General features: G+C 32.5%; 22 protein-coding genes. 16 read left to right on the top strand and 6 right to left on the bottom strand.

Annotated features, from left to right (window positions below):
* Nucleotides 1–201: 201 nt before the first annotated feature.
* Both CN692_RS16830 and CN692_RS16825 read right to left on the bottom strand, forming a co-directional pair.
* Entirely contained in the window at nt 202–657 is a 456-nt protein-coding gene (locus CN692_RS16830) for a PH domain-containing protein (protein WP_098120327.1), read from the bottom strand.
* A gap of 14 nt (nt 658–671) precedes the next feature.
* Nucleotides 672–1,112 carry a DinB family protein gene (locus CN692_RS16825; RefSeq protein ID WP_098120326.1) on the bottom strand — a complete coding sequence of 147 codons (441 nt, stop codon included), beginning with the start codon at nt 1,110–1,112 and terminating at the stop codon, nt 672–674.
* 120 nt (nt 1,113–1,232) lie between these two features.
* On the opposite strand from CN692_RS16825, the gene CN692_RS16820 reads away from it, so the two are divergent.
* Nucleotides 1,233–1,505 (top strand): hypothetical protein, encoded by a 273-nt coding sequence (locus CN692_RS16820; protein ID WP_098120325.1) that lies wholly within the window; start codon nt 1,233–1,235, stop codon nt 1,503–1,505.
* Between the two features lie 34 nt (nt 1,506–1,539).
* Here the strand turns inward: CN692_RS16820 and rnhC are convergent, their stop codons facing one another.
* Nucleotides 1,540–2,472, bottom strand: a complete 933-nt coding sequence (gene rnhC / locus CN692_RS16815) for a ribonuclease HIII (protein ID WP_098120324.1) — start codon at nt 2,470–2,472, stop codon at nt 1,540–1,542.
* A gap of 102 nt (nt 2,473–2,574) precedes the next feature.
* Here rnhC and zapA point away from each other — a divergent pair, with 102 nt between their 5' ends.
* From zapA to CN692_RS16780, 7 genes are all read left to right on the top strand, one after another.
* Nucleotides 2,575–2,859, top strand: a complete 285-nt coding sequence (zapA, locus tag CN692_RS16810) for a cell division protein ZapA (RefSeq protein WP_257131775.1) — start codon at nt 2,575–2,577, stop codon at nt 2,857–2,859.
* Nucleotides 2,852–3,379, top strand: a complete 528-nt coding sequence (locus tag CN692_RS16805) for a CvpA family protein (protein ID WP_179865638.1) — start codon at nt 2,852–2,854, stop codon at nt 3,377–3,379. The genes zapA and CN692_RS16805 overlap by 8 nt, the downstream gene beginning before the upstream one ends.
* 36 nt (nt 3,380–3,415) lie before the next feature.
* Nucleotides 3,416–5,134 (top strand): DNA polymerase/3'-5' exonuclease PolX, encoded by a 1,719-nt coding sequence (gene polX / locus CN692_RS16800; RefSeq protein ID WP_098120321.1) that lies wholly within the window; start codon nt 3,416–3,418, stop codon nt 5,132–5,134.
* Nucleotides 5,135–5,153: 19 nt separating this feature from the next.
* Nucleotides 5,154–7,508: an endonuclease MutS2 gene (locus CN692_RS16795; protein ID WP_098120320.1), complete on the top strand. Its 2,355-nt coding sequence runs from the start codon at nt 5,154–5,156 to the stop codon at nt 7,506–7,508.
* Between the two features lie 220 nt (nt 7,509–7,728).
* Entirely contained in the window at nt 7,729–8,595 is an 867-nt protein-coding gene (locus CN692_RS16790; protein WP_172447303.1) for an alpha/beta hydrolase, read from the top strand.
* Nucleotides 8,596–8,604: 9 nt separating this feature from the next.
* Complete coding sequence (locus CN692_RS16785; protein WP_098120318.1) at nt 8,605–9,063, top strand: GNAT family N-acetyltransferase; 459 nt, start codon at nt 8,605–8,607, stop codon at nt 9,061–9,063.
* 95 nt (nt 9,064–9,158) lie between these two features.
* Nucleotides 9,159–9,344, top strand: a complete 186-nt coding sequence (locus CN692_RS16780) for a hypothetical protein (protein ID WP_098120317.1) — start codon at nt 9,159–9,161, stop codon at nt 9,342–9,344.
* A 270-nt stretch (nt 9,345–9,614) separates the two neighbouring features.
* Here the strand turns inward: CN692_RS16780 and CN692_RS16775 are convergent, their stop codons facing one another.
* Nucleotides 9,615–10,055 (bottom strand): hypothetical protein, encoded by a 441-nt coding sequence (locus tag CN692_RS16775; RefSeq protein ID WP_098120316.1) that lies wholly within the window; start codon nt 10,053–10,055, stop codon nt 9,615–9,617.
* A 219-nt stretch (nt 10,056–10,274) separates the two neighbouring features.
* Here CN692_RS16775 and CN692_RS16770 point away from each other — a divergent pair, with 219 nt between their 5' ends.
* The 5 genes from CN692_RS16770 (at nt 10,275) to CN692_RS16750 (ending at nt 14,595) form a co-directional block, all read left to right on the top strand.
* A complete protein-coding gene (locus CN692_RS16770) occupies nt 10,275–10,631 on the top strand; it encodes an aminotransferase yhxA (RefSeq protein WP_098120315.1) in 357 nt (118 codons plus the stop codon).
* A gap of 2 nt (nt 10,632–10,633) precedes the next feature.
* A complete protein-coding gene (locus tag CN692_RS16765; protein ID WP_098120314.1) occupies nt 10,634–11,878 on the top strand; it encodes a glutathionylspermidine synthase family protein in 1,245 nt (414 codons plus the stop codon).
* A 21-nt stretch (nt 11,879–11,899) separates the two neighbouring features.
* A complete protein-coding gene (locus CN692_RS16760) occupies nt 11,900–12,301 on the top strand; it encodes a DUF350 domain-containing protein (RefSeq protein WP_257131774.1) in 402 nt (133 codons plus the stop codon).
* A gap of 179 nt (nt 12,302–12,480) precedes the next feature.
* Nucleotides 12,481–13,365, top strand: a complete 885-nt coding sequence (locus tag CN692_RS16755; protein ID WP_098120313.1) for an ABC transporter ATP-binding protein — start codon at nt 12,481–12,483, stop codon at nt 13,363–13,365.
* Nucleotides 13,366–14,595 carry an ABC transporter permease gene (locus CN692_RS16750; RefSeq protein ID WP_098120312.1) on the top strand — a complete coding sequence of 410 codons (1,230 nt, stop codon included), beginning with the start codon at nt 13,366–13,368 and terminating at the stop codon, nt 14,593–14,595.
* Nucleotides 14,596–14,761: 166 nt separating this feature from the next.
* Here CN692_RS16750 and CN692_RS16745 read toward each other — a convergent pair whose 3' ends face one another.
* Together CN692_RS16745 and dat are read right to left on the bottom strand one after the other, a co-directional pair.
* Nucleotides 14,762–15,571, bottom strand: coding sequence for an SGNH/GDSL hydrolase family protein (locus CN692_RS16745; RefSeq protein WP_098120311.1), 810 nt, complete (start codon nt 15,569–15,571; stop codon nt 14,762–14,764).
* A 214-nt stretch (nt 15,572–15,785) separates the two neighbouring features.
* The gene (dat, locus tag CN692_RS16740) at nt 15,786–16,670 is read right to left on the bottom strand and encodes a D-amino-acid transaminase (protein ID WP_098120310.1); all 885 of its coding nucleotides are present in this window, start codon (nt 16,668–16,670) and stop codon (nt 15,786–15,788) included.
* A 125-nt stretch (nt 16,671–16,795) separates the two neighbouring features.
* Between dat and CN692_RS16735 the strand changes: the two genes are divergently transcribed.
* From CN692_RS16735 to CN692_RS16725, 3 genes are all read left to right on the top strand, one after another.
* Entirely contained in the window at nt 16,796–17,605 is an 810-nt protein-coding gene (locus tag CN692_RS16735) for a sugar nucleotide-binding protein (RefSeq protein WP_179874465.1), read from the top strand.
* A 125-nt stretch (nt 17,606–17,730) separates the two neighbouring features.
* Complete coding sequence (locus tag CN692_RS16730) at nt 17,731–19,437, top strand: AMP-binding protein (RefSeq protein WP_098120308.1); 1,707 nt, start codon at nt 17,731–17,733, stop codon at nt 19,435–19,437.
* Nucleotides 19,438–19,608: 171 nt separating this feature from the next.
* Nucleotides 19,609–20,196, top strand: coding sequence for a TetR/AcrR family transcriptional regulator (locus tag CN692_RS16725; protein ID WP_098120307.1), 588 nt, complete (start codon nt 19,609–19,611; stop codon nt 20,194–20,196).
* The last annotated feature ends 11 nt before the right edge of the window (nt 20,197–20,207 follow it).

The following is a 20,207-nucleotide window of genomic DNA, read 5'->3' as shown; positions in this document are numbered from 1 at the left end:
ACTTTTTAGACTAACTTAAAGATATACGAACAAAATTTGAACAATGTTCATAAACCTGTGAACTTTCTTCGTAAAGTAGTGTTTTTGTGCATAAATTGCTTAAATTTGTTCATAAAACACCAATCTTTTTATTGGAGTATGAGTACAAAAAACAAAGAAAACTCGCAAGGAAGAGAATACCTTGTAAGTTTTCTTATTGAATTAACTAAATACCTCTGTTTTTTGGCGATTTAAAATAGTCGCGTCTGGGCAATGCTTTTTTATTTCACGTAGAAAAATTTCTTCATCTTTTGGTAGTGAAAGCAATGCAAATTCGTATCTTTTGTATTCGATTTTTAATCGTTTAAAAGTCCAGGCTGGTGATGAAACGGGATTATTTGAAAAACAAACGGTCTTAATTTCGCTATATGGGATGTTAATTTTAATAAAACCAAATTTTGATTTGAATTCGGTTTCTGTTAATTCGTGGTACGTGTGAAATAATGCCCAAGCTAGAACAATCAATATTGGCAATAAAAAGACAAAGACAACTAGACTTATAATGATTCCAGCGCTATCGCCTTCAAGTATGCTAATAATTGGAACTGAAATAATAATTGGGATTAAGCTCAGAATTAAAACGACTAGTAGTGGATTTTTCTTCACTTTAAATTTCATGACAATATCTTTTCCTATCCTAAGATTTGATTTAGATGATGCTTCATATGATCAATATAATCTGTAAATAACCAACTTAGAGTTACTGTTTCGTCATTTTGAGTTTTATATTGTAGTTTCCATTGATCTTCTGAAATAGTTGAGAGTACATTGATGAATCGGTTATTTAGCGCAGTCCATAAAGTAAGAATTTCTTCAATTGTATAGCCGTTTTGATAATCATTTAGTTCTACCCATGAATTTTGTTTATAAAGTTCCAGAATTAATTCATCGTTTGAGGATAATCTGTCTATAAATCTTTTATGGTTCATAGTCGCTGAGTCACAAAGATGACCAAGGATTTCTTTTTTAGACCATTTTGTAGGGCTCGATCTAAAATTTGTATTCGATAAAGATATGATGATTTTTGGGACGGTTTGGATTAGACTACTAAATTCGTTTAATAAATTATTCATCTAAAAACTCCTCCTTCGTTTCTACTATGTTATGAATATGAACAAACATTTTTCTTTATGTGTCTTTAGACAAGCCTTTGGTGAATAGGTTATTAGTAGGACAATCTTGGAGGTGGCTTGATGTTAGTCTTTTTACTTTATGTTGGATTGTTAGTTGGTGTATTAGCAGTTTATAAAGATGCCATTAAGCGGGATGTTAATAATCTTGGTTTTCAAATGATCGGTTATTATGTACTAGCTTCTCTGCCTTTTCGATTATTTTGGTTGCCAGTACCTTTTGGTTTTTTAATTTGTTTATTTCTATTATCTAAACCAATGCTTCGATATAAAAAACAAAAACAAGTTGCTAGTCTTTTAGGTTTCATTGTATTTATAGTAGATGCTTTATTCTAAATGAATTTTTCATTTAGAATAAAGCTTTTTTTATTTATTTCTTTGCAATTTTTAATGCTTTTTCTGTATTAGCAAAGTGTAATTTTGTTAGACTTCTTAAAGCTTCAAAACCTTTTAATTTAATTAGTTTTGCAGCAGCTTGGTCTACTTTTGCACCGGCTCCTTTTGGTAAGGTCATGCCAGCCTTTTCGCTTAATTTGTCCATTTGTTGAAGAAATGAATAGCGAGCTAGAATTGAAGAAACTGCAACCGAAAGATGTAGACCTTCAGCTTTTGTAGCAAATTGTACTTTATCTCGAATCACTTCTTTTGTGCCTTTTAAATATCCGTAATACAGATTTGGAGGAGTGAATTGGTCTATTAAAATTGCGTCATACGTTTTTCCTTCTAATTTTGAAATGGTATTTCGAATTGCTTGATTGTGTAGTAAGGCCTTTAATTTGTTCATATTATAGCCTTTTTCTTGCATATCGTTATATTTTTCATTGTGTAGTACTAAAAGACTGTAAGTTACGACATGCATAATCTTTTTTGCGATGCTACATATGGCATCATCAGTTAATTCTTTGGAATCTTTAACCCCTAATTCTTTTAGTAATTCGAATTGACTCGGATCTACAAAGGAAGCAACTACTGCCATTGGTCCAAAATAATCTCCAGTACCAACTTCATCACTCCCAATAACTGCAAGACTTGAAAAGTTTTTTGGTAAAGTTGAATTCGAATTTGTAGGATTTACCTTTTTAGGAGTTTGGCTAGCCGATTTCCCTTGCCATTTACTTACTTCAGCATCACAATTTGAGCCTTGGAACATTACTTTGCCAGATTTATAAGCAGTGATTGTACAACCAGTTGGTTTGGCCATGAAAATTCCACCTTGTGGCACTTTTGGTTGAAGACTATTTTGGTAATATGATTTCATTTTTAAGAGTGTATCTTCGGAAACTGTTAATACAGTGTTTGACATAAATTTCTCCTTTGTTACAGATAATTTCCAATACTTTTGATTGTATTGAATTTCATGTTATAGTTAAGGTTAGAATGTTTATAGCTGATTGGAGGTATGAAGTTGTCCAATTCTTCATCAAAACAAAAACTAAATGTGACTATCTATGGGCAACATTATGCAATTACTGGTAACGAGTCCACAGATCATATTCGTCATGTTGCCTCAATTGTAGATGATAAAATGAAAGAAATAAATCAAAAAAATCCATTTTTGGATACAAATAAATTAGCCGTTTTGACAGCAATCAATATTGTGAGTGATTATGTAAAATTAAAAGAAAGAGCTGAAATGCTCGAAAAATTAGTAGAAAAACAATTGAAAAGTGAGCAGAATGACAATGATTGATTTAATAATACTTATTATTTTTGTTTTAGGAATTTTGACAGGTTGGAGAAGAGGATTTGTTAGCAGCCTTGTTCGATTACTAGGTTTTTTACTATCCTTATATTTAGCTTATCATTATTATGAGCAGACCGCTACTTCACTTAAAAAATTATTTCCAATGCACATAAATGGAAGTCAGGTCGTAAATGTACAAGGATTTGCTTATGAAATTATTGCTTTTGCCCTGCTATTTATTGGGACAAGACTAGTAATCACATTTATTGGTTCATTAATAAATGGAATATTCCAGTTACCTGTTTTAAAGCAAATGAATGCTTTTTTAGGTGGTATTTTAGGCTTTATCGAAGTTTATTTATTTTCGATTTTAGCTTTATTTATTGCATTAATTGTTCCAATCAATACAGTTCATGATTTATTACACAAGTCTAATATCGCTTATTTTATGGTGCAACATACACCGTTTATATCAAATCAATTGATGGAACTTTGGAATGGAATTTCAAGTTCCGAAATACTTTAATGAGTTCAAATTAGTAAATTAAGTAGGTGACTTAAGATGCATAAAAAGCAATTAATTAAACTATTAGAACAAATTGCAACATATTTGGAGCTTAAAGGTGAGAATGCCTTTAAAATATCGGCATTTCGTAAAGCAGCTAATGCACTTGAAGCTGATGAAAGAAGTCTTGAACAAATCGATGACTTTACAGCAATTAAAGGGATTGGAAAAGGGACTTCTGCGGTAATTTTAGAGTATATTGAAACTGGCAAAAGTACGGTTTTAGAAGAACTGCAAGAATCTTTACCAAAAACTTTACTTCCTTTACTTAGATTACCTGGATTAGGTGGTAAGAAAGTAGCTAAGCTCTATCAAGCATTACAAATTGAGAGCATGGAGCAGTTAAAAGAAGCTTGTTTAAATGGTAAATTACAAGGATTAGCTGGGTTCGGTAAAAAAACAGAGAAAAATATTTTAGAGTCAATTGAGGAATTTGGTAAGCAGCCAGAGCGTTTGCCGTTGGCTGATGTCTTACCAATTGCTGATAAAATTGAAGCTTATTTAGCAGGAATGAAAGATGTTGACAAATATTCTAGAGCAGGAAGCTTACGAAGAGTCCGTGAAACTGTTAAGGATTTGGATTTTATTATTGCTTCTAATAAGCCGGAAAGTATTAAACAACAATTACTTTCTATTCCGGAAATCGTACGAGTAATTGCACAAGGGGATACAAAGGTTTCTCTAGTTTTAAAAGGTGCTGAATATGAAATTTCAGTTGACTTCCGTATTATTTGGCCGAAGGAGTTTGCGACTACTTTACATCACTTTACTGGATCGAAGGATCATAATGTAGCAATGCGCCAATTAGCAAAAGAGCGTGATGAAAAAATTAGTGAGTATGGTGTTGAGAATGTTAATACTGGTGAAGTTTTAACGTTTGATAATGAAGAGGACTTTTATGCTCACTTTAATTTGCCTTGTTTTCCACCTGAGATTCGAGAGGATGGGAAAGAAGTTTCAACGTTTACGAATGAATATCCATTAATTCGTTTAGAAGATATTAAGTCTGATTTACATATGCATTCTACATGGAGTGACGGTGGCTATTCAATTGAAGAAATGGCAGATGTTTGTCGTGCAAAGGGCTATAAATATATTGTTATTACAGACCACTCTCAATATTTAAAAGTCGCTAATGGTTTAACTCCTGAACGCTTATGGAAACAAAAGGAAGAAATTCAGCGTGTTAATGCAAAATACACTGATTTTACAATTCTACATGGAGTAGAAATGGATATTTTGCCTGATGGTTCATTAGATTATGAGGATGATGTTTTACGTTCACTAGATTTTGTTATTGCATCAATTCATTCGAGCTTTAGTCAAGATGAAGATACAATTATGATGCGTCTAAAAAATGCAATGAGAAATCCATATGTTAACATGATTGGACATCCGACAGGGCGAAAAATTGGAAGACGAGCTGGATACAAAGTAAATGCCGAGGAATTAATTTCTGTAGCAAAAGAAACTGGTACAATTTTAGAATTAAATGCGAATCCTAATCGACTAGATTTAAATAAAGAAATGTTAATGATGGCCAGTGAAGCTGGTGTGTTGCTTTCAATTAATACTGACGCACATAACATTGATATGCTAGAGCATATGACTGTAGGGGTAAGTGCGGCCAAGAAGGCTTGGTTAAAAAGAGAAAATATTGTAAATACATTTGAATTACACGAACTTTTAAGCTTAATTGAAAGGAAACGTAATTGAGTGTAAGGAGGTACGGGGTATGAATCGTACATTAAGAGTTTTAGAGTACGAAAAAATAAAGGAACAATTACTTAAACATGCTTCATCATCACTTGGTAAAGAACGAATTAAAAACCTTTTACCAAGTACGGATTATGATGAAGTTGTCGAACTACATGAATCAACTGACGAAGCAGTAAAAGTGATCCGTCTACGCGGAAATGTTCCACTTGGTGGATTAACTGATATAAGAATGCAAGTTAAAAGAGCGGATATTGGCGGAATGCTTTCACCTTCTGAGCTAATAGCGATTTCAGGTGTTACATATGCTGGACGCCAAATGATTCGTTTTATTGAAGGATTAATAGAAAGTGAAGTAGAGATTCCATATTTAGAATCATTAAGTGAGCAAATCATTCCTTTATTAGAACTAGATAAAAATATTAAAACTGCTATTGGTGATAATGGTGAAGTTTTAGATGACGCTAGTGTGGCACTTCGGATGATTCGTGGACAAGTACGTACTGCTGAAGCGCGTATTCGTGAAAAATTAGAAAGTCTAACTAGAGGCTCGAATGCTCAGAAAATGTTATCTGATTCAATCGTAACAATCCGTAACGATCGATTCGTTATTCCGGTAAAACAAGAATATAGACATGTATATGGCGGAATTGTTCACGATCAGTCTTCTTCTGGTCAAACATTATTTATTGAACCTCAAGCTATCGTTACGTTAAACAATAGTTTACAAGAGGCTAAAGTTAAAGAAGAGCAAGAAATTGAGAAAATTTTAATGGCATTAACAGGTCAAGTGGCTGAAGCTTCAGAAGACTTATTGCAAAATGTTAAGATTTTAGCTGAAATGGATTTCTTATTTGCAAAAGCAAACTACTCTCATGCTATTAAAGCGAGTAAACCAATTTTAAATAACGAGCGATATTTTAAATTGAAAAAAGCACGCCATCCGCTAATTCCAAGAGATGTCGTTGTAGCTAATGATATTGAATTAGGTAAAGAGTACACAACGATTGTTATTACTGGTCCTAATACTGGTGGTAAGACAGTTACTTTAAAAACAATTGGTATTTGTGTTTTAATGGCACAATCGGGTCTACAAATTCCTGCATTAGATGGCTCAGAAATCTGTGTGTTTGAACAAGTGTTTGCCGATATTGGTGATGAGCAGTCAATTGAACAAAGCTTAAGTACATTTTCTTCGCATATGGTTAATATTGTCGATATTTTAAAACATGTAAATCATAATAGTCTAGTATTATTTGATGAATTAGGAGCTGGAACTGATCCTGGTGAAGGAGCAGCATTAGCAATCTCAATTTTGGATGAAGTTAGCGATTATGGGGCAAGAGTTGTAGCAACTACACATTATCCTGAATTAAAAGCATATAGCTACAATCGAGAGCAAGTTATGAATGCAAGTGTTGAGTTTGATGTTGAGACATTAAGTCCGACTTATCGATTATTAATTGGTGTGCCTGGTAGAAGTAATGCGTTTGAGATTTCTAGAAGACTAGGACTTTCAAATCGTGTTATCGAAAAAGCAAGAAATCATGTAAGCGAAGAAAGTAATGAAGTTGAAAATATGATCGCATCTTTAGAAACGAGTCGAAAAGGTGCAGAGACAGAATGGAAAGAAGCAGAAGACTTCCGTAAAGAATCTGAACGTATTTTCAAAGATTTACAAAAGCAAATGATGGAATTCTATGATCACCGTGATGAATTATATCGTGGAGCTCAAGAAGAAGCGAAAAAGCGTGTTAAAGTAGCACAGCAAGAAGCTGAGGATATTATTAAAGAGTTGAGACAACTTAAAAATAGCCAACTGTCTTCAATTAAAGATCATGAATTAATTGAGGCGAGGACTCGTTTAGAAGGGGCAATTCCTTATGCACCTAAGAAGACCATTCCTCAAGCGGCTCCAAAGAAACAAAAGAAGCTTCGTGAAGGTGACGAAGTAAAAGTAATTAGCTTTAACCAAAAAGGGACATTACTTGATAAAATTGGTGAAAGTGAATGGCAAGTTCAACTCGGTATTATTAAGATGAAGGTAAAAGAAAGTGATATCGAATATATTAGTTCACCTAAAGAAGTAAAAGAACGAACGGTTACTTCAGTAAAAGGTAAGGATTTTCATGTCAATCTTGAGCTTGATCTTAGAGGGGAAAGATATGAAGATGCGTTAATTCGCGTTGAAAAATATATTGACGATGCTTTGTTGGCTGGTTATCCACGAATTAATATCATTCATGGAAAAGGCACAGGTGCTCTAAGACAAGGCGTACAAGAATACTTAAAAAAACACAGAGCTGTTAAATCTTATCGATATGGTGCAGCCTCAGAAGGCGGAATCGGTGTTACAGTAGTGGATTTAAAATAAGGTAGTAGGGGTTCAATGATGGAAAAGTTGGCAAAAATATTATTTGCAGTTTGTGCAATATTTTTAGTTTGGGGAATTTTATACGTGACGGTTATTAAATAAAATAATGGAGGCTAGCATCATTATCGTAATTCTGTTATTTATGTAGGTAAAACCACATAATAATGAATTGAGAAAATAATTGAGTTAGTCTCTTTTTTAATTAGAAAGGTGAATTGGTTTGAAGAAAATCATCTTAGCGGTAGTCATCTTTGTTATTGTCTTTGTTGGATTTAATGGTTTTCCTCATAAACACAAAAAGAAGGTAATTGTAAATAAAAATATTATTGTGCAAAGAGATGTTCGCTATACAAATCCTGCTCAAGTGCCACAAACTTTTGATTTATACCGCTCTAAAAACGCTCATGGTCCAGCACCGACGTTAATATTTGTACATGGAGGTTCTTGGAGATATGGTAGTAAAGAGTTAAACAAAAGATGGCAAACGATTTTTAATGAAATTGTGAATGACGGATATACGGCAATTAGTATAAACTATACACTTTATTCTAAAGAAAATTATTCGTATAATTTTCCTGTTAATGATGTGAAAACAGCGATCAATTTTATTTACGATAATTCTACTGAATTAGGAATTAATCGAAATCAAATTGGTTTAGCAGGTGCTTCTGCTGGTGGTCATTTAGCCTTATTAACTGGTCTTCAACCTGATATACAAAGTAAAATTAAATACATGATCGCTTGGTATCCTATTTCGGACTTAACGACTATGAATCAATCTCCTACTTCAAGAAGCTCGGAAATTGTAGATAAATATATGAATAGTACCGTCGATCAAATGACTGCTGAATATAATCGGATGAGTCCTATACAATATGTAGCAAAGACAAAAGTTCCAATCTTTATCGTACATGGTACAGGGGATAAGCTTGTTCCATTTAGTCAATCTAAACGATTTGCTAAGAAAAATCCGAAAATGGTTACGTTGATTCCTCTCAAGAATGGAAATCATGGATTTACAAATCTATCGATACAAAAGTCTACGAATGATACGATTAACTATTTAAAGGCGAGACTAAAAAAGTAAGGAGATTCAATGAGTCATATTAATAAAATTCAATTTCTAACAAAAGAGCATTGGAGTCTATTGTTACTTGCTGATCCATCGAAAGAAATGGTAGATAAGTATATTCAAAAGAGTCATATTTATGAAATAGTAGATCGTAATTTGCTCGTTGGTATAATCGTATTAATGGAAATTTCCAACGAAGAGATTGAAATTAAAAATATTGCAATTGATCCAGCCTTTCAAGGTAATGGCTATGGTAAAAGTTTAATTCACTTTGGTATCCGTGAATCTAAAAAACTTGGCTATTCTAAAATTTCGATATGTACAGGTAATTCAAGTACACATCAATTAGCGTTATATAAAAATTGTGGCTTTCGAATAAGTACTATTTCCCGTGATTTCTTTATTCAAAATTATGAAGAAGAAATTTGGGAAAATGGAATTCAGTGTAAAGATTTAATAAAGCTTGAACAAATAATAGGTTAAAAAAGTAGGGTGTCCCAAAAGGGCATCCTACTTTTTATATTTATAGGAAGTATTTAAAGAAGAGTAGTTGAAATAACAGCCGAAGTGCAAATAAGATGGTTGAACATGCAAATAAAACTGTGAAATGTGCAAATAAGAAATCCGAAACTGCAAATAAAGTACGAACTGCAAATAAAAATAGAGAATCTACAAATAAAAACAGTAAAACTGCAATTAAATTTAACAAAACTGCAAATAAAATTAGTGAAACTGCAATTAAATTCCCTAGAATGCCAAATTAGATAGGGAATTACCTATACCGGTTAGGGTATTTCTCCTATATAATTGTTCAAAAGTAGATACACAGGAATGGAAAATTAATAAATATGCTCTAATTCCATTTAAAAAGCCTAAAAAAGTGAAGAAATCTACTAAATATCTATAAATGGAGAGCATAATATCAACTCTAATTGAAAAAAGGTCACCAGGATACCCCCATTTTGCTTTTCTTAAATATAAAAAAGGGGCCGCCTATTCGTCTGTAACGCAGACTAATAGTACGGCCTCATTTTTTAATCATTAAACGGTTTAACATACATAACGTATGTATTTCGGTCTTGATCGACTTCGTTTGATGTCTGCTCATAAATTTGTTGATTGATTGTAATATAGGTTGATTGAAGCCAAGATAGTAAGTCTAACTCATCCCCGCTTTCATAGAAATGAATTTCCTCAAAAGAATCAACATCTCTAATTTCAATTCCTAATGGTCTATTTAAATGATAATAAGGAGTATTTTCTAATTCAGATTCAACCACTTCAATTACATAACGATCTTCTTCTATATAAGAGCCTCTGTTCTCATAAACGAAACCATTTAAAATAAAATAGTCGCAATATCTTCTAGTAAAGATTTGGACCTTTGATAAAAATGGAAAATGGTAAATTGGACGCGTAGATTCGCCGTCCAGCAGTCGGTATTCAAGAACAAAAATGTTACTAGTATTAAACATTGTTCGGACTCCTTTATTAATTGTATATCTATTAGTATATAACAAAGACCCGGTTAGAAATGTATGTATTTATTTCATTAAGAATAGAATAAGACACTTTACTTATGAATATATTTAACTTGTTTCTCATTTTTCATCGTAAACTAGTTTTTATATACAGTTCGCCTGAGTGTAGTTTAGTATAGAATAGACTAATTTAATTCTGGAAAGGAGATCCAAATGTCAAAAACATCATTATTAATGAAAAAAGTTAGTATCGCTTTAACGAGTGGATTAGCAGTAGGTGCACTAGCTGGTTGTAGTTCTCAAAGTGCGGATCGACCAGAAAAACCTAAAAATGACGATTGTCGTGACTGGGATTTTGATGATGACGAAGGTGTTTGGGTTTGTGATGACAGCTCTAGTCATTACTACCATAGTTATTATCACGGAGGAATATTTTATCCAACAATAACAGCGTTACATGGAAGTAAATCATATAAGAGTTATAAATCTTCTAGTAGCTTTGCAGGGCATACTTCGTCTTCCTCGAAGAGCGGCTTTGGTAAGGGTTCGTCTGGAGGATTTGGTGGTTAATAATGGAAAATGTCAATTTACATGATTTTCAGCAAAAACGAAAAGAAGTATATAAAAGATTACCAGACTTTTGGGCAGATTTACAAGATTCATATTATGCTTTATTAGATTATTATCCATTTACAAAAAGTGAAGTAGATGAAATCCATTCAATTACTGAGCAAATTGGAAAAATTTATGATAAGACGGCTCGTTTAATGAGACAGCTTCCAGATGATATTTTTTATATGTTAGGTTATTCAAAGGAAATTCTTCCGTTTTTACGTCATAAAACGATTGAAAGTGAAGGAATCATTAGAAGAATTGATCTTGCCTTCACAAAGGATGGTTGGAAACATTATGAATGTAATAGTGACACGCCAACTTTTATTATGGAAACACATCATGTTAATGGCTATATTACAGATTACTTCAATGTGAAAAATCCTAATGCTGAAAGTGAAATGAAATTATCTAACGTCATAAATCATGTCATAAATAAAAGTATTAAAGGTTTAGATGAACCGATGATTGTTTTTACAGCTCACGGAGACCATGAGGAAGACTGGAAGACAGTTAAGTATATTCAATCTCTATACAAAGGTAAGAGTCAATTGATTTCACTAGTAGACTTACAAATTATTGAAAATGATGGACTATATACACCTCAAGGGGAAAGAATACATATTCTTTACCGACAAACTTATCCAATTGAATATCTAGAGCTTGATCAATCTTCAGATGGGACAAAAATTGGATTGGCATTATTACAGCTTGTAATAGATGGGAAATTAATTATGTTCAATCCTATCTCTTCGTTTTTATTACAGTCTAAAGCTGTTCAAGCATTGATTTGGAACTTACATATAGAACAATCAGATGTTTTTACAGTTGAAGAACATGAAGTCATTAGCAATTATTTTCTACCAACTTTTTTAGAGCCAGATTATTTTATCGAACATAAACTTCCATATGTTGAGAAACCTGCATTTGGACGTGAAGGAGATTCGATTAAGATTTATGATGGTGAACATAGTCAGCAAAGTAATCAGAATAACTACTCTAATCAGGTGATGGTCTACCAACAATACTCGCCTTTACCTAAGCGTAAGGTTATGACTCCTGAAGGGGTGTTAAATTTACATGTATTAGTAGGTAGTTTTTTAATTAAGGAAGAATACGGTGCAATCGGCGTGCGTGCTGGAAATATCATTACTGGAAACGAAAGTTGCTTTTTACCAGTAGGGATTGTTGAAGAAGAAATTTAAATAAAGGGGATGAGATGTTAAATGGATAGTATTGTTAGTACATTGCAATATTTAGGATCAGGACTTATTCTTTTATTTATTGGATTTTTAGCGTTTACTTTTACAACTAAGATGAGTGAGCAAAAATTAATATTAGTTGATGGCAATATAGCCGTTGCATTAAAATTAGCAGGTAAATTAGTTGGATTAGCAATCGTTATTATGTCTGCAGCAAAATACTCAGTTAACTATGGGGACTTTATTATTTGGAGCCTAGTTGGCATTATAGCTCAAATGGTTACATATTGGATTGCCGAATTTGTAGTATTTCCGAAAATATCATTTGCTAAAAAGGTTGAAGAAGGTAATGTTGCCGTTGCAGCATTATTATTTACATTAAGCGTAACAGTAGGTTTATTGATTTCGGGTAGTATTTCATATTGATGACATGAATGAGAATGCTAGTTTGGCATTCTCTTTTTTAATTATTTGGCTAGATACGCAAAAAATTAAATTTAACTTTTATTGAAATTCTTTTAACTGTATGCTTATCTTATAAGCAATTAAAAAAATTACAATAAGTTTAAGTGTACTTTACTTTCACTTTAGAAGGAGGAAAAGCGTTGACTTTAGAAATTAAACAGCTTTCTAAAAAATTTGGAGATGCTATTGCAGTTAATCAATTGTCATTAACTTTGCCTAAAGGAAGAGTACTAGGATTATTAGGTAGGAATGGAGCGGGGAAAACGACCACTATTAAAATGTTGATAGGGCTACTTACCCCTACTAATGGAGAAATAAATTGGGAAGGTGCTCCTTTTAAAACGACTAAAGTTAAGGTCGGTTACTTACCAGAGGAAAGAGGTTTATTTACAAAAAGTAAGGTTGTTGATCAACTAAAGTACTTTGGAAAACTAGAAGGAATGTCTAACAAGGAAGTCGATAAAGAAATAACATACTGGTTAGATCGTTTGGAAATACCGCACTATCGAAATAAAAAGGCTGGAGAGCTTTCCAAAGGTAACCAACAAAAAATTCAACTAATTGTAACTTTATTACATAATCCTGAGTTCATTATTTTAGATGAGCCTTTTAGTGGACTAGATCCAGTTAATGCGGATTTAATGGCATCAATTATTACCGAAGAAATTGAAAAAGGGAAAACGGTAATATTATCGAGCCACCGCATGGATCAAGTGGAAGCATTTTGTGAACATGTTTGTATTTTAAAGAACGGAAATGTAGTCGCAGAAGGTAGTTTAAGTAGATTAAAAGAGGAATATGGTTATAGAAATTTAATTTTAGAAGATATAGAGCCTATTAAACAATTATTAGCTTCTAAAAATGTAAGTTATGAACAAAAGCATTCGGGAATTTACGTAAAAGTGAAAAGTGATGAGGAAGCATTTACGATTTTAGATCATATAAAGTCGGAAATGGGTTCAATAAGGAAATTTCAATTATTAGAGCCGACACTAAATGATATCTTTATAGAGAGGGCGAGATAAATGAGAAAATTTAGCACGGTCTTTTTATTTCATTTACGTGAAGGCTTAATGGCAAAAGCAACGATGATTATGAGTGTAGTTTTATTTATTTTTGTCGTTGGGGTATTTGGAGTACAGAAATATATCGCGGGTACAGAAAAGACTAATAAGGATAAAGATAAAATTGTATTAATTAATCAGACGGTAAATTATCCTTTAGATCCTGCTAGTTTAAACAAAACACTTAAATCGGCTAAAATAGAGCAGGGAAATCCGGGTAATGAAATAGATGTAAAAAAACAAGTTGAGGATGGCTCAAAAGATGGATTAATTATCATCACTGAAAAGAACAATGTCCCGGCAATTCAATATACTTATAAAAAGTTCTCAAATAGTGATGTACTTTCAGTATTAAATATGACATTGCAACAAAATTACTTAACGAAAACTGCGCAAGACTTAAAATTATCACCCGACTCTGTAGCAAAGTTATTGCAAAAAGTGGAAGTTAAAGAAGAAGTTCTAAAAAACCCTATGGCTACATTCGGAATTGCTTACTTTTTTGGCTTCTTACTATATATGTTTTTATTAATTTATGGAAACTCAATCGCTACTGGTATCGTTGCTGAAAAGTCTTCTAGAGTAATGGAAGTATTATTACCTAAAGTAAGTCCTGTCGTTACTCTATATGGAAGAGTCGTTGCAGTATTTTTTGTAGCCTGCGCACAATTAATTGTACTAGGATTAGGATTTCTATTTGCCAATTTATTAGGCTGGGTGAATACTAATGCGATATCTTTTTTTGGAATGAAAATAGATTTAGAGGCATTAGATAGTTCAACCATCATAGCTTTTGTAGTTTATTTCTTACTAGGTTATTTATTGTACGGATTACTTTACGCTGCAATTGGATCAGTCGTTTCTAGAACAGAAGAGCTTCAAATGGTTCTGATGCCACTTACAATATTAGTTGTAGCTGCATTCTTTATTAGTATTAATGCATTAATAAATCCAAACGGTACATTTATCCAAATTAGCTCTTACATTCCATTCTTTGCACCACTTGTAGCATTTTCTAGATTTGTAAGCGGAGAAATGAATTTTATAGAAATAAGTGCTAGTGTATTAATTTTACTCGTTTCAATTTTGATTTTAACTCGTGTTGCTAGCCGAATTTATGTTAATGGGGTCATGTATTACAGTGAAAAAGTAAAATTGAAAGATGTTGCTCGATTATTGAAAAGACAATAAAAAAAGAGATCTCTCAAGTCGTATTGCTGACTTAGGAGATCTATTTTTATTTCATCTTCACACAGTAAATCTGAAGTAACTCTTTTTTTAAAAATTGATTTTATGCTTCGAAATGAAATAGAAGCTGATTACTCAACTTAGTTTTAACTTTAATTCTTTCAAAGAACTAGTCTTTGATTTTTGAATTCACATTCTGCTGTAAAACTTCCAACTCTCCAATTACAATCTCCGAAACACGTTTATATCCTTTTGTATTATTCGGATGCATACTATCAATTAAATAATATTCACCGTTCATTCGATTCCAGCCAACATTAGAGTATAGGTCAATACAAGGCAATGAGTAAAAAGATGCTACATCTTTTACAGCTCGAGCGTAATCAGATGTTAAAAAACCGGCTTTATTTTTATCTTCATATTTTCCCTCGTGATATCTAGGTACAGGCGTCATAAGAATAATTCTGCAGTCTGGTAGCCTTAATTGTATTTTTTCAACCATCGAACACAAAGCACCAGTAAATGTAGATTCGTCTAAGTTAAGGTGTTTATTTGTTGGCAATCCATTTCCTAAAGGAATGTTTCTACCAAAGTCATTTGTCCCACCCATTATTGTTAATAACTGAGTAGTAAGTGGAATCGTAGCATTGATTCTTTGACTGTTACACATACTAGACAAAATTTCTGTTGTTCCTTTTGGCTGTATATCAGGTGGGTGACCTTTATAATTTCCATTTTTATCGATCCAAGCAATCGACCCATTTTCAGCTATAGTTGTTCCGCCAATCCCTCTATTCAGATGGGTCAAACCTAACTTTTCCGCTACAGCTGGTTGCCATCCGTTAGACGAAGTTATACTATCCCCATAGCTAACCCATTCTATTGATTTGTATTTAGTTATCATTTTACCTTTTACATCAGGCATATTTGCGAACAATTTATTACAAATGCGTTTTACATTCCATGATAATCTATTCATAGATATCACCCTTTTTACACATTTACTTTTTAAACATGTAAAGCGTTTTTTTTGCTCATGTAATTTTGCCACAAGGACCTTACAGTATTAACAGTTTATATGTGACCATTACTATATATTACATTAATCGAATTCTATTTAAAGTTTAGAACTAAAAGAAAACGCCCCTCTATTGTTATTTAAAATAAACAATAGGGGACGATTAGATTATCTACTAGTTAGTTGACTGATCCTGTGGTATTTTCTCAATTAAATTAGTATAGGAGTCTTGTATTCTCTTAGTAATTTCTCCACGCTTACCTAAACCAATAGAATAAGACTTTTCATCGAGTAAAACTGAAGTAATAGGTAAAATGTCCGAAACAGATGCTGTTGTAAAAGCTTCATCAGCATTTAAAAGATCATCTATCGAAAATGGAATTTCTTTTACGTCTAAACTTTCATTTTTTGCAATTTCAAGTACTACCTTTCGGGTAATACCATTAAGAATTAAATGATTTGCAGGATGGGTATAAAGAGTTGAGTTTTTTACGATAAAGACATTTGTTGCTGAACCCTCAGTAATGATTCCATCTCTATGCAAAATAGCCTCTTTTGCTCCCTTAGCATAAGCTTCATTTTTTACTAAAACGCTGCCTAATAAATTTAAACTTTTAATATCACAGCGGAGCCACCTAATGTCATTAGTTACATAAGCAGTAATTCCTTTTTCCATTTGTTGTAATGGTCTTTGATCTTCTCTAACTGTATAGGCAATTAATTGAGGTTTTAAATTAGCTTCTTCTTGATAAATATGATTACGGTTCATTACACCTCTACTAATTTGAATATAAACATAGCCATTATCATAATCACAAGTGTTCATTAAATAAACTAAATCACTTTCAAGCTTTTTCAGATGCATTTTAAAGGGGATTAGTATTTTTTCACAGCTATCCTTTAAACGAATTAAATGGGCATCGAGTTCAAAATAAGACTTATTGAAAAAACGAATGACTTCGTAAACACCATCTCCAAATTGATAACCTCGATCTAATATATTTACATTTGCAGACTTTAAATCAACAATACGGTTGTTTAAAAGAACCTTTGTTTTCATCTATTCTTCACTCCCCGTTATCATAAAAGTCATTTTACTAATAAACATTTTTAATAATGAGTTTTTTTGTGATACATTCAATATATCATAAGTTTATTAAATATTTTGTAAAAAGGAGAGAGACAATGAAAATATTAATTTTAGGTGCTAGTGGACTAGTTGGTAAAGCTTTAATAAAAGAATTATCTCCTGATCATGATGTGTATGGAACATTTAATCAAACGGAATTAGAATTAACAGCTGATCATCAATTACAATGGGATATCAATGATTCAGAGAAAATTTTGAATTGGATTGATCGTATTTGCCCGGATGTAATCGTTTCTTGTTTACGAGGTGATTTTACTGTTCAATCCGAAGCTCATGCTAGAATTGTAGAAAAGATAAAATCAACACCGACTAGATTTTTATTTTGTTCTACAACAAATGTTTTTGATGGAGACGTAACAAAGCATCATGCTGAAACTGATCCTCCTGTTGCTGAGTCGGATTATGGGCAATTTAAAATAAAGTGTGAAGAGCTAATTAAGAACGAGCTTGGAGAGCGTGGAGTAATTTTAAGATTACCAATGGTTTGGGGAAAACAATCTCCGAGGTTAAAAGAAATAAAGAATAAAATAGAAAATGGGCAAGAGATTGAAGCCTACGACAATATATATTTAAATCATGCCATTGATACAGAGATAGCAAGCCAGGTCAAACAAATTATCGCAAATGATCTAAAGGGTATTTTTCATTTAGCGACTACTGATATTGACTCACAATATGCATTTATTTGGAAACTTGTAAAAGACTTATCGCCAGAGGGAAAAGTTAAATCGTTAACACTTGAGAATTATGATAAATATAATTTTGGGTTATTAATTAATCGCACTGATCTAGAATCAGGTTTTTACTATGATAATGGAATACTACTTGACCAACTAGTTAAATAATTTCATAAAAAATAAGAAAACAACTGGTGATTAAATATTCTTAATATTTTGATTGTATAGCTGAAATTTGTAACATATACTAATTTTAGTATGAACATACTTTTAAAATACTGGTGGTGAATGGTATGGAGGAACTAAGTGTAAAGCCTTGGGTGAGTCAGTATCCAGAGCAAATACCAACAGCATTAGATGATCACTTTGAAATACTACCAAACTATTTAAAGCAGACAGCTTCGAAATATCCAACTAAGAAAGCGCTTAATTTTCTTGGGAAATCGATGACTTTTAACGAAATTTATATTCAGTCTTTAAGATTTGCAAATTTTTTAAGGAATTTAGGAATTAAAAAAGGTGATCGGGTTGCAATCATGCTTCCAAATTGTCCACAAGCAGTGATTGCATATTATGGAATTCTATTTGCAGAAGCAATAATCGTCCAAACAAATCCGCTCTATACTGAACGTGAGCTTGAACATCAAATGAATGATAGTGGTGCAACGGCTATTATTTGTTTAGATTTATTAATTAATAGAGTGTGCGAAGTAAAGAAAACTACAAAGCTTCAACATATTTTTGTTACTGGGATTAAAGACTATTTACCGTTTATTAAAAGGATATTATATCCTTTTTCAAAACAACCAAAGGCTCCAGAGATACCAAAAGATCATTCAATCCATGAATTTAATTTTATTATGAACATATCTGCACCAATTGAACATGAGCCAACAAATAGTAATGTAGACGATATAGCAATACTGCAATATACGGGTGGAACTACCGGCTTTCCAAAAGGTGTAATGCTTACGCATAAAAACTTAGCATCTAATACATTAATGGCCGAAAAATGGTTATATAAAAGCAAGAAGGGCCAAGAGAAAATTCTAACTGTCTTGCCATTTTTCCACGTATATGGAATGACTACTTGTATGAATTTATCGATAATGTGTGCATATGAAATGATAATCGTTCCAAGATTTGATGCAACTCAAATGCTTGAAGCGATAAATAAGTATCGTCCTACATTGTTTCCAGGTGCACCAACCATGTATATTGCACTATTAAATCATCCAGAATTAAAGAAGAATGATATTTCATGTATTCACGCGTGCTTAAGCGGATCCGCAGCATTACCTGTAGAAGTTCAAGAGCAGTTTGAAAAGGTGACAGGTGGGAAATTAGTTGAGGGCTACGGGTTATCAGAGGCTTCTCCAGTGACACATAGTAATTTCCTTTGGGATAAACGAGTGACTGGGAGTATTGGCGTTCCATGGCCAAGTACAGATGCTAAAATCGTTTCCCTAGAAACAGGAGAAGAGCTACCTCCACGTGAAATTGGTGAATTAATTGTTTCAGGACCACAAGTTATGAAAGGCTATTGGAATCGTCCTGAAGAAACTGCTGCCACTTTAAAAGATGGATGGTTATATACAGGTGATTTAGGTTATATGGATGAGGAAGGCTTCTTTTATATTGTTGATCGTAAGAAAGATATGATTAACGCAGGAGGATTTAATGTTTATCCTAGAGATATAGAGGAAGTATTATATGAACATGAGGCTATTAAAGAAGCAGTTGTAGTTGGAATTCCAGATGACTATCGTGGAGAAACAGTTAAAGCGTATGTTGTATTAAAAGAAGGTAAATCGGTAACTGAGGATGAATTAGATGATTTTTGCCGAAAATATTTAGCAGCATACAAAGTTCCGAGAGTTTATGAATTTAGAACAGATTTACCGAAGACGATGATTGGTAAAATATTAAGAAGAACATTGCTTGAAGAAGAAGAGCAAAAGAATAGTAAAACAGAAGATTCCGATGAAAATTTAATATAAATTCAATTGAGGGATGATCAACAGAACATCCCTCAATTGAATTTATTTATAAATACCTTTGATTTTTTTTTGAGGAACAAATTATTAAAGGACAATTGACAATTTTCTGATAAATTTGTATTATGAGAATATGAATGATTATTCATTCACTGTATGAAGGGGTATATAAAGATGAAAAGAGATAAACCAAAATATAAACAAATAATTGATGCTGCAGTTGTTGTAATTGCTGAAAATGGTTACCACCAAGCGCAAGTTTCTAAAATTGCAAAGCAGGCTGGAGTAGCTGATGGAACAATCTATTTGTATTTTAAAAATAAAGAATCAATCCTAATTTCGTTGTTCGAAGAGAAGATGGGAAATTTTACTGAAAAAATTCGTGAAAAAATTGAAGGTAAACCCGATTCTATATCGAAATTATTAATGTTGGTGAAAACTCACTTTTATGAAATGTCTAAAGATTCACATTTAGCAATCGTTATGCAATTGGAAGTAAGACAAACAAATATTGACCTTAGATTAAAAATAAACGAGGTACTGAAAGAGTATCTCCATATTATAGATTCTATTTTAATTGATGGGGTAAATAGCGGTTTGTTTGACAAGCAATTAGATATACGTACAGCTAGACAAATGATTTTTGGGACGATTGATGAAGTGATGACTCATTGGGTAATGACAGGTCAAAAGCAAGATCTAGAGTCAAAAGCTGAAAAAGTTCACCAATTATTAATAAGAGGATGCGGGTACCAAAATTAACGTTCTAGTAC

Origin of the sequence: Bacillus sp. AFS002410, from assembly GCF_002556365.1 — a bacterium.
Classification (GTDB): Bacteria; Bacillota; Bacilli; order Bacillales; family Bacillaceae_G; genus Gottfriedia.
This window is presented reverse-complemented; position numbering and strand designations above follow the sequence as displayed.